This is a genomic window from Rickettsia sp. TH2014, assembly GCF_019249195.1.
GTDB classification, from domain to species: domain Bacteria; phylum Pseudomonadota; class Alphaproteobacteria; order Rickettsiales; family Rickettsiaceae; genus Rickettsia; species Rickettsia felis.
In genome coordinates this window covers 126-11,381 of the sequence record NZ_MXAX01000073.1, presented here as the reverse complement: position 1 = coordinate 11,381, position 11,256 = coordinate 126, and the positions used below count along the sequence as shown (strand labels likewise).

Sequence of the window (11,256 nt, the reverse complement as noted above, 5' to 3'; positions counted from 1 at the left end):
ACTATTTACTCTAAACTGCAATACGGAGGCACGACCCTGCTTTTCTTAGTTCGTAGCTACTTTTTTTTATATCTACGCAACAAGGCCTTGCGGGAATGACAGTTTTGGTATCTATGTAACAAGGCTACCACCATTGCAGAATGCAAATGCCACATATTCATACTAAATTTCTAAAATATTATATATAATTATTAATTATAATAGACATATTAAAAAATTGTATTAAAGTCGTAACACTTTCTCAGTTATTTAATTTTTATTAAGGTTTACATATTATGGCGAATATTTCTCCAAAATTATTTCAAAAAGCAATCCAAAAAGGTCTTAAAACCGCTTTATTCACCACTTCAACTGCAGCTATAATGCTAACCAGTAGCGGAGCGTTGGGAGGAGCAACGATAAATGCAAATACAAACTTTAGCCAAGGACTGGGGCTTAATCCTGCAGGACAATTTGGCGGTGGTACTTTACAATATGCAAATGATGCTGTTACGGTTGACGCTGATGAAGCAGTAGATACGACAATACTTGTATTCGATCATGCTCCGGGTTTATTTACGGTAAATGAAGATATTTCTTTAGGTTCTGTTGTGCTCGGTGGTGGCACGGCATTTCCTGTTAGCATTAGTAATAACTTTACATTAACTTTAACAGGTGAAGATGGAGGTGCTGGCAACGATATTTATGACGGTTTAGGAGCTATTACCTTAAATGGTGCCGCTGCAGGTTTAACTATAAATTCCGGAACCTCGGACTTGATAACACTTGATGGGGCTATAGACGGTGGAGCTGCCGGTCAGGGTGTATTAAGAGTTAGCACAGATACCACTTTTACTGCTGCGGTAGGTGCAACTAAGAGCTTAGCTTCAATAACTGTTGATGCTGGCGTAACCGTAAATGCTACTACGCTTGCAGCAACAAATATTGTTGTGAATGGTGGTGAAGTTGTTGCAACAGGTGCAGTAAATGGAGATATAAATTTAGCTGTAGCTGGAACATTATTTAACGCAGACGGTTTAGTCACGGGTACTGCAGTATTTAATGATGACGGTAAATTAACATTAGGAAATGGAATATCAGCAGACATAACGGCTGCCGATAATGGTGTTAACGGCACTGTCGTAGTTGGGAACGGTAATATACAGAATGTAGGAGCAAACAGTAATTCCTTACTAGATGTACAATTTAATAACACTGCGGCAAGTAGTGCGGGTAATATATTTGCAACCAGTGTAAAGGTTAATAGTGCCACAGTAAATGTAGTAACAGGTACAGTTAATGGAGTGATTAATTTTGCAGCTGCCGGTAAATTAAAGGCAAACGGTTTAGTTACAGGTGCAGTAGAATTTGATGATGATGGTACATTAACTTTAGGAAATGGAATAGCGGGGAATATAACAACAACTTTAGATGATCAAGGTACACTTATTATTACAGGCGGTAATAATGTAGGAAATATAGGTGTTATAGCTAATGAAGGGCTAAAATTAGTAACTTTTAATAACGGCAACAATAATGGCGGTAATGGAATAGCAGCCGGTAATGTAGTTGCAACAACAATAACAATAGGAGAAGATAACGGAAATAACGTATCTATAGTAACTGCTAACCAAATAGAAGGAGCAATAGAATTTGCAAATGCCGGTAATCTAAAAGCAGCTGGTTTAGTTAACGGTACAGCACTATTTAATGCTGACGGGACGTTAACTTTAGGTAACGGTATTGCAGGGGCCATAACAGCAGCCGGTGACGGTGCTAACGGTACGGTTATTGTAACAGCAGGTAATGTACAGAATATCGGTGCTAATGGTAACTCAATAAAGCAATTAACATTTAATAACGCAGTTGCAAGCAATGCAGGTAATATATTTGCAGCTGGTGTAGCAATTAATAATGCAAATGCAAATGTAACAGCAGGAGCAATCACGGGAGCAGTAAATTTTGCAGCTGACGGTGCGTTAACGGCGAATGGCGGTATTACCGGAGCGGTGACAACAAAGGCCAATAATACCGGTACACTTACAGTTAGAGCAGGTGATGTAACCGGAGCGATAGGAACAAATGGTGGTAATATATTAAAACAAGTATTGTTTAATGGTGCAAGTGATGTAACAAGCATTGATGCCACAACAGTAACCATTAATAATACAGCGGCAGACGTACTGGCAACGGGAGCGATCACGGCAGCAGTAAATTTTGCAGCAGACGGTGCGTTAACGGCAAATAATGGAATTACCGGAGCAGTAACTACAGCAGGAGGTAACGGTACATTAACAACAGCCGGAGTAGGGGTTACCGGAGCGGTAGGTACAAATGGAGCATCTCTAAAAGTTCTGAATGCTAAAGTAGATAATGGGGCTGCAGACCTTGCGTTTACTAGTGATATTTATGCACAAACCGTAAATTTTGATGATATTGCCGGCGGTGGAGCAGTAGGTACGATAAAAGTCGGCGGTAATTTGGTAGCTACAAATGTAAACTTCAGTGCAAATGCAAATGGTGGTATATTAGAGTTTAACGGTCCCGGCGGTAACACTTATAACTTAAGTGGAATTATAGCAAACGGTGCTACCGGTATACTTAATATTAATGCCGGTGGCACAGTAGTTGCAAATGATGCTAGTATAGGCACAGTTGCACAAATTGACATTCAAGATAATAAGTCTTTTGCAATAAATGCTAAGAACGCTGATGTTGATATATTAAACGCTCAAGCGATTAATTTTAAAGGAGCAAACTCAAAGCTTTTCTTACTTAACGATAGTACTACAGATAATAGAGTTATAACTCTTAAAAATGATTTACCGGCATTTGCAACCGGTGGCGGTACGTTACTTCTTGCTGGTACAACAAAACTTGTGACCTTACAAGGTGACGGTGGAAATAAAACAATAGGTACGGCAGGAAGTGAATTAACATCATTAAATGTTTTAGGTAACGTAGCCTTTGATAATATAGATACTACGAATGTTCTTGCATTTAATATCTTAGGTACTACAAATTTTGTTGATGCAGGCGGTATTACTAACCAAATTAATGTAATAAATATCGGTGCTGCAGGTGTAGGACCTACAGGTGCAGCGATTGCTGCCGCTGCCGGTTCTTATACGATTGATGCAAATGGCGGTAATGTAGGAATTTTAGCCAATGGTCAGACTATTAATTTTGCCCATGAAGATGCAACTTTAGTATTACAAAATAGTGTAGCCGGTAACGGTACGATAACATTAAATGCTGTACTTAATCCACTAGCTCCAAATAAAGGTAAGCTTGCTGTAGATTCAGGAGCTGCGGGCGGGAAAGTAATTCTTGCAAGTGTCGGGAATGCTACTTACGGTACTGCAGTAAATAAATTAAAAGAATTAGAATTTAGAGGAAACGGAACATTCCAAATAGATACTGATATATTTGTTAACGATTTAGAATTATCAGTGCCGGCAATTACCTATAATAAGGATATCAACTCTAATTTATCATTCGGTGGTGCTACTGCTTTAACTCAAAACGGTAATATTAACGGTAATGTAGATTTCAATAATCAAGCAGCAGTTATAACACTTGGTGCAAATAAAAATATCACCGGTAGTGTTACAAGCAGTAACGGAGTTAACGGTACAATCATCGCAACCGGTGCAAGTATTATTAATGGACCTATTACTAATATTGCTATGTTAAAAGTAGGTGCTGGGGCTGTAAGCATAACCCAAGGCAGTAATACTATTATCACCGAAATCCAAGGTAACGGTACAGCACTCTTAACATTACCTGCAAACTTTAACTTAACAGGCAGCATAAATAAAACCGGCGGTCAGGCTCTGAAGTTAAACTTCACGAATGGCGGTAGTGTTAGCGGTGTTGTAGGAACTGCGGCTAATTCGGTTGGTGATATCACAACGGCAAGCACAACAAACTTTGCAAGCAGTGTTAACGCAAAAGGTGCAGCGACGCTCGGCGGTACTACAAGTTTTGCCGATACATTTACTAACACCGGTACTGTTACTTTAGCTAAAGCTTCTATCACTAATTTTGCTAAAAATGTAACAGCTAACAGCTTTGCAGCTAACAATGCTACTATTAATTTCGGTAATAGCCTAGCCTTTAATAGTAATATAACAGGTAGCGGTACTACACTTACTTTAGGTGCAAGCCAAGTAACATATACCGGCGCCGGTAGCTTTACTGATACGCTAACCTTAAATACTACTTTTGACGGAGCAGCTAAGTCAGGCGGTAATATCTTAATTAAATCAGGTAGTACTCTTGATTTATCAGGAGTTTCAACGTTAGCACTTGTTGTTACTGCTACTAATTTCGACATTAATAATATAAGTCCGGATACAAAATATACGGTAATATCTGCAGAAACAGCAGGCGGATTAAAGCCTACTCCCGCAGGTAATGTTAAAGTAACCGTTAATGATGACAACCGCTTTGTCAACTTCACTTTTGATGCATCGACTTTAACGTTATTTGCAAAAGATGAATCTCAAGAAGTTATAGATAACGACTTCAAACCGGGTGGACCGCTTGCAAATATCCCAAATGCTGCAAATATAGAGAAATCACTTAAATTAATGGCAGCAGCACCAAACGGCTCGGATGCGCGTCAAGCATTGGATAACTTTGGTTTGATGACGCCCCAACAAGAAGCAGATGCTGTAACTCACCTCATACAAGACGTTGTAAAGCCTAGCGATACTATAGCTGCTATTAATAATCAAGTTATACTAAGTAATATCTCAAGTAGCTTAATTAATCTAAATGCTAGAATGGATGCAATACAGCCGGCTGCCGTAGCTGCCGGTGATGAGGACAGAGATGCTAAGTTCGGCGCATGGATAAGTCCGTTTGTCGGTAATGCAACGCAGAAGATGCGTAACAATATAAGCGGTTATAAGTCTGATACAACCGGTGGCACTATAGGTTTTGACGGCTTAGTTAACGATGATCTAGCACTAGGGGCTGCATATACAAGAGCCGATACCGATATTAAGCTGAAAAATAATAAGACGGGCGATAAGAATAAGGTAGAGAGTAACATCTATTCCGTATACGGTTTATATAATGTACCTTATGAAAATCTCTTCGTTGAAGCTATAGCATCTTACTCGGATAATAAGATAAAAAGCAAGTCAAGACGCGTTATAGCAACAGCACCGCAGACTATCGGTTATCAAACCGCAAGCGGTAAGTATAAATCTGAAAGCTATACAGGTCAGTTAATGGCCGGTTATACCTATATGATGCCTGAGAACATTAACTTAACACCGCTTGCTGGGCTTAGATATTCGGCTATCAAAGATAAGGGTTATAAAGAAACCGGTACTACTAACCAAAACCTTACAGTTAAAGGTAAGAACTATAATAGCTTCGATGGTTTACTCGGCGGTAAAGTATCAAGTAATATCAATGTCAACGAAGAAGTAGTTCTAACACCTGAGCTTTACGCAATGGTTGATTATGTATTCAAGAATAAAGTTCCGGCGATTGATGCAAGATTACAAGGTATGACTGCTCCTTTCTCAACCAACAGCTTTAAGCAAAGCAAAACAAGCTTTGATGTCGGCGTCGGTGTTACTGCTAAGCACAAAATGATGGAATACGGTATTAATTACGATACAAATATCGGAAGTAAGTATTTCGCTCAGCAAGGTAGTGTAAAAGTTCGCGTAAACTTCTAATATACTCTAGCTCGTCATTGCGAGCAGCCTAGGCTGCGTGGCAATCTCATGAAATAATAACAAACCCCTGAGGTTGCCACGTCAACGCTTCGCTTTTCCTCGCAATAACGGAATGACAAACCACGAAGGAATCATCGAACGTCTACAAAAAACAATAAAAAAGCCTATATAGTTTGACTCTATAGGCTTTTTTGCTTTATAATGTAGTCTTGAGAGTCGTCATTGCGAGCGACTGCAAGGAGCGTGACAATCTCAGGAATTTTGGCACGAGATTGCCACGTCAAGGCTTCGCCTTTCCTCGCAATGACGATAAAATTTAAATAAAAAATTATGTTAGATAATATTAGAAAAACTGCTGATAGTTTTATAATGCGAGTTTTATTCGCAATGATAGCTTTTGCTTTTGTCGGCTTTGGTATTAAAGATGTATTAAACGGAAGAAGAAACGGCGATATTGTTACTTTTTCTCATGTGAAAAATATCTCTCAGGAAGATTTTTTGAGAGCAAAATCTTTAGAAATTAATGCTATAAGTAAGCAAACGGGAACAAGTTTAACCGATGAAGAAATAGCGCAGTTAAATATTGATAACCGAATCCTTAAAAGACTTGTTTACGATAATGTCTTAGATTATTTAGTTAGTTATTACGACTTAGATCTAAGTGATGATACAGTTAAAATTTTAGTCAAAGAATCACCGGTTTTTAAAAATGAGCAAGGTGTTTTTGATATAAAAATTTTTAAAACTTATTTTAGAAATTCTTATATGGATGAAGAAAAATATTTATTAAACTTCAAAGAAAAAGCTTTAAAAAACATTCTGGTCGGTAGTTTTGTAGAAAGTTTCTATGTTCCTAAAGCTATAACTGACAATATAGTAGATTATATGGCTGAAAAAAGAGAAGTAGAATTAGTGCAGATAGAATTACAAAATAAACCGAAAGATTTACAAATCTCCACCCCTACCGACCAGCAATTAAAGGTTTTTTACCAAGATAATAAAACCGTGTTTGAGGTACCTGAGAAACGCAGCTTTTCTTATATTAAAGCTAATATTAAGGATTTAAAAGTCTCAATTACTCAAGATGAGTTGTTAGAATTTTATAATGAAAATAAAGATGAATTCGGTGATCAAAGTTTTGAAGCAGTACAGAAACAATTACATGATTTATTAAAGGCTCAAAAAATCGACATACTTAATATGGAGTTTGCTAAAAAGCTGGAAGATGAGACGGCAGCCGGTTCTAGTTTAGTTGAAATTGCTGAAAAATATAAGCTACCGATACAAAACGTTAACTATATAAGTTATGCAGAGCTTATTGAAGATAAAATAATTGCCGAAAATGCTGATAGTATTTTTGAGCTTTCGGAAGGAGAATTATCTTATCCTATAGAAGCAGAAGATAAAAGTTATCTTATATTGGTAGAATTAAAATCTATTCAGCCGGCAAAAATACCTGAATTTGATGCCATTAAAGAGCAGGTAAATAAAGTTTGGATAAAGCAGAATATCGCTGATGTAAACTTAAAAATTATCAAGGATTTAGCAAAAGAATATAATTCAGATCAAGAGAACATAAAAGAGCTTAAAGCAGCAGGAATAAAAATAAACAAAAAAAGCTATATTAGAGCGGAAATGGAAAATGATCTAACATTAACTCCAGAGATATTATTATCAATTTTTAATACTAAAATAGGAAGTAATACACCTATATTCCAAGTAGGTGATGAAGTATATTTTGCACATATTAAATCTAGAAGTATAGATGAATTAACAGCTAAAAATATTCATATCAATTCAGAAAAAAATATAATATATAATATTAAAAATTCTGTAATTGACGAGCTAATTAACTGCACAATTATTCAGAATGATATGAAAGTGAAGGGGAATTTTAGCAGATAATGAGGAAGTGTTTTCGATGTCATTCCTACGAAAGCAGGAATCCATCATAAAGCGAGATAAACCGAGCTTTAAAACGTTTTAAAGTAATGGATTCCTGCTTTCGCAGGAATGACATAAAACGAGCCATGCAATAATGTCATACAGTAATGACATAAACATTACAAACAAAAAAAATAAAACTATGAGCTTTAAAGATTTACCAGAGTTCTTAAAATTTTTAGAAAAAAACGGTGAGTTAAAGCGTATTTCTACCCCCGTTAAAACTGACCTAGAAATTACTGAAATTAGTAGAAGAGCATTAGCACAAGGCGGACCTGCATTACTTTTTGAAAATGCTATAAAAGCCGATTGCACTAAATCCGATATACCTGTTCTAACTAATCTTTATGCTAGTATAAATCGTATTCGTATGGGACTTAAACTTAAGTCACCCAAAGAATTAAGAGAGCTTGGCGTTTTACTAGCATTCCTTAAACAGCCGCAACCCCCCTCATCTTTTAAAGAAACATTATCAATGTTACCGCTTGCTAAGCGTATATTTGCGATGTCTCCTAAAACAATATCAAAAGCAGCCTGTCATGAAGTCGTCATTGACAAACCGAATATCAATATATTGCCGATCCAAAGATGTTGGCCTGATGATATTTCGCCTTTAATTACCTGGGGGATAGTAGTTACTAAGGGACCTAGTAATGATAAAATAGATAATTACAACCTTGGTATATATAGAATGCAGGTTATTTCGGAAAATAAATTATTAATGCGTTGGTTAAAGTTACGGGGTGGAGCAGAACATCATAAACGTTGGAAAGAAGCAAAAAAAGAGCCGTTTCCCGCCGCTATCGTTATTGGGGCAAATCCAGCGGTAACTTTGGCAGCGGTTACACCGATACCTGAGAATATCTCAGAATATAATTTTGCAGGTTTACTCGGTAATGAAAAAATAGAGCTGGTGCAATGCAAAACTATTGACCTTAAAGTACCTGCACATAGTGAAATAGTGCTAGAAGGTTATGTAAGTTTAGAGGAATATTCACCTGAAGGCCCTTTCGGGGATCATACCGGATATTATAATGATGTTGAGGAGTTTCCGGTCTTTACCGTAACTGCAATAACGATGAAGAAAAATCCAGTATATTTAAGTACCTATACCGGAAAACCGCCTGATGAGCCGTCAATCTTAGGGGAAGCATTAAATGAAATCTTTATTCCTATCTTGCAGCAGCAATTTCCGGAAATAGTCGATTTTTGGCTTCCGCCTGAAGGGTGTTCATATAGAGTTGCGGTAGTATCGATTAAAAAATCTTATCCCGGTCATGCTAAAAGAATAATGCTTGGGATTTGGTCGTACTTACGGCAATTTATGTATAGTAAGTTTATTATAGTCGTAGATGATGATATTGATGTTCGTAATTGGCAAGAAGTAATTTGGGCAATAGCGACCAGAAGCGATCCAAGGCGTGATACGAGCTTTATAGATAATTCCCCGATAGATTATTTAGATTTTGCCTCACCTGATTCAGGGCTTGGTAGTAAAATGGGAATAGATGCAACCGATAAAATATACCCTGAGACAAATAGAAAATGGGGTAAAAAAATAGAAATGAGTCAGGAAGTTATCGACAAGGTTGATAGTATGTGGGATGGTTTAAAGATGATATAAGCAACCGTCACTGCGAGCGACTAAAAGGAGCGTGGCAATCTCATGAAACAGTATAAAATGCCTGAGATAGCCACGTCGAGGCTTTGCCTCTCCTCGCAATGACGTTAAAATAATATAACATTATCAGAGCTAAACATGTATAACATCCCGCACGAGACGATAATTAATAATTTCAAAGAAATAGCCGATAAATATCAAGAGCTTATTTTGCATTTCATGCAAGGTAGGGGGAGCATGATACCTAGGAGCCTAATTGATAGTGATAAAAACAGGATTATAGCTTCTTTAATGGTAGAACAATTTTGGGCAAATCCTGAAAAATTTTGTCAGCTTAATATTGAATATATTGATAAGTTAAGAGAGCTTACAACGAATAGCTTTGCAAAATTTGTCGGTAGTCCGGCAAAAGCTGTATTTTCTCCGGATAATCGAGATAAAAGATTTAAAGATTCTTCGTGGGAGGATAATGCTTATTTTGACTTTGTTAAACAATATTATTTACTATCTAGTGAGTGGCTTAAGAAGAATATAGAACAGTATGAGCTATCAAATGATCTCAAGCAACATTTAGAGTTTGTAACTAAACATTTTATTGATGCTTTTTCACCTTCAAATTTTGCTTTTTGTAATCCTAAGGTTTTACGTGTGACGTTAGAAAGCGGCGGCCAAAATCTAGTACAGGGATTAGAAAATTTCTTAAGAGATATAAAAAGCTCTGGTGATATATTAAATATTAAAACTACCGATAAATCCGCCTTTAAACTCGGTCAAAATATTGCGGCAACAAAAGGAAAAGTCATATTTCAAAATGATTTAATGCAATTAATATGCTATGAACCGAAAGAGAAAGTTCATAAGATTCCGATATTTATTATTCCGCCATGTATAAATAAATATTATATACTCGATTTGTCTTCGCATAATTCTCTAGTATCTTTTTTGGTGGAAAATAATTTTCAAGTTTTTCTTATTTCATGGGTTAACCCTGATATTTCTCTATCGGAAAAAGGCTTCGAGGATTACTTAAAAGACGGTATTTTAGCACCTTTTGAGTATGTTAGAAATCTTGGTTTTGAGAAAATTGATTTTGTCGGCTATTGCATGGGTGGTACGTTCCTTGCTATAATTATCACCTACTTTAAAGTAAAAAAAATAGATTCTGTTCACAGTAGCACTTTCTTTACTACTTTGCTTGATTATACTCACCCGGGTGAGCTTGAAATATTTTTTAATGAAGCTACGATTAATTACATTAAAGAAGATATAAAGCTAAAGGGCTATTTTGACGGACAATATTTATCAAATAGTTTTAGTTTGCTAAGGGCAAATGATCTAATTTGGACGTTTTTTGTCAATAATTATCTGCTTGGCAAAAAACCTATGCCTTTTGATTTGCTATATTGGAATGCGGATTCTACTAACTTGCCGGCAAAAATGTATGAGGAATATTTACAAAATACATATTGTAATAACTTGCTAAAAGAGTCTAATAATTTAGAGATACTCGGAACAAAAATAGATCTTGGAAAAGTTGATTGCAACACTTTTTTCGTAGCTGCAAAAGAAGATCATATAACTCCATGGCGTTCAATATACGATGGAGTAAAATTATTAAACGGACATAAGATTTTTTGTCTCACGGATTCAGGGCATGTAGCAGGTGTAGTTAATCCTCCTGCGACTGCTAAATATAATTATCGGCTTAATGACGACTTAAGTTTAAGTAGTCATGAGTGGCTTATAAAGGCTACGGAATATGAAGGCTCATGGTGGAACTATTGGCTTGATTGGCTTATAAAAAATAATGATACTAAGCTAGTAGATTCTTTAGATTATCAGAATCTAGAGGCTATAGAAGAAGCCCCGGGAAGCTATGTAAGAAAATAGTATACTCGTTTAATTTGAAAAATTGGCGTCGTTGTTCGGCACCCCCCCAAAAAACAATCGACAAAAGGAGTAGAATTTTCTAGAAACAAAGGAGGAGATTCTATAAATGACAATATCAAA

General features: G+C 36.4%; 4 protein-coding genes and 1 pseudogene. All 5 read left to right on the top strand.

From position 1 onward, the window contains the following. Nucleotides 1-275 precede the first annotated feature (275 nt). The 5 genes and pseudogenes from KYQ89_RS01165 (at nt 276) to KYQ89_RS01150 (ending at nt 11,136) form a co-directional block, all read left to right on the top strand. Nucleotides 276-5,681 carry an autotransporter outer membrane beta-barrel domain-containing protein gene (locus KYQ89_RS01165; protein WP_218460014.1) on the top strand — a complete coding sequence of 1,802 codons (5,406 nt, stop codon included), beginning with the start codon at nt 276-278 and terminating at the stop codon, nt 5,679-5,681. A 330-nt stretch (nt 5,682-6,011) separates the two neighbouring features. After that, nucleotides 6,012-7,586 carry a SurA N-terminal domain-containing protein gene (locus KYQ89_RS01160; protein ID WP_218460013.1) on the top strand — a complete coding sequence of 525 codons (1,575 nt, stop codon included), beginning with the start codon at nt 6,012-6,014 and terminating at the stop codon, nt 7,584-7,586. A gap of 181 nt (nt 7,587-7,767) precedes the next feature. Next, nucleotides 7,768-9,249, top strand: coding sequence for a UbiD family decarboxylase (locus KYQ89_RS01155; RefSeq protein WP_218460011.1), 1,482 nt, complete (start codon nt 7,768-7,770; stop codon nt 9,247-9,249). A gap of 5 nt (nt 9,250-9,254) precedes the next feature. After that, nucleotides 9,255-9,352 (top strand): annotated as a pseudogene (locus KYQ89_RS08480) (lytic transglycosylase domain-containing protein); the annotation flags it as partial. A gap of 32 nt (nt 9,353-9,384) precedes the next feature. After that, the gene (locus KYQ89_RS01150) at nt 9,385-11,136 is read left to right on the top strand and encodes a PHA/PHB synthase family protein (RefSeq protein WP_218460010.1); all 1,752 of its coding nucleotides are present in this window, start codon (nt 9,385-9,387) and stop codon (nt 11,134-11,136) included. The last annotated feature ends 120 nt before the right edge of the window (nt 11,137-11,256 follow it).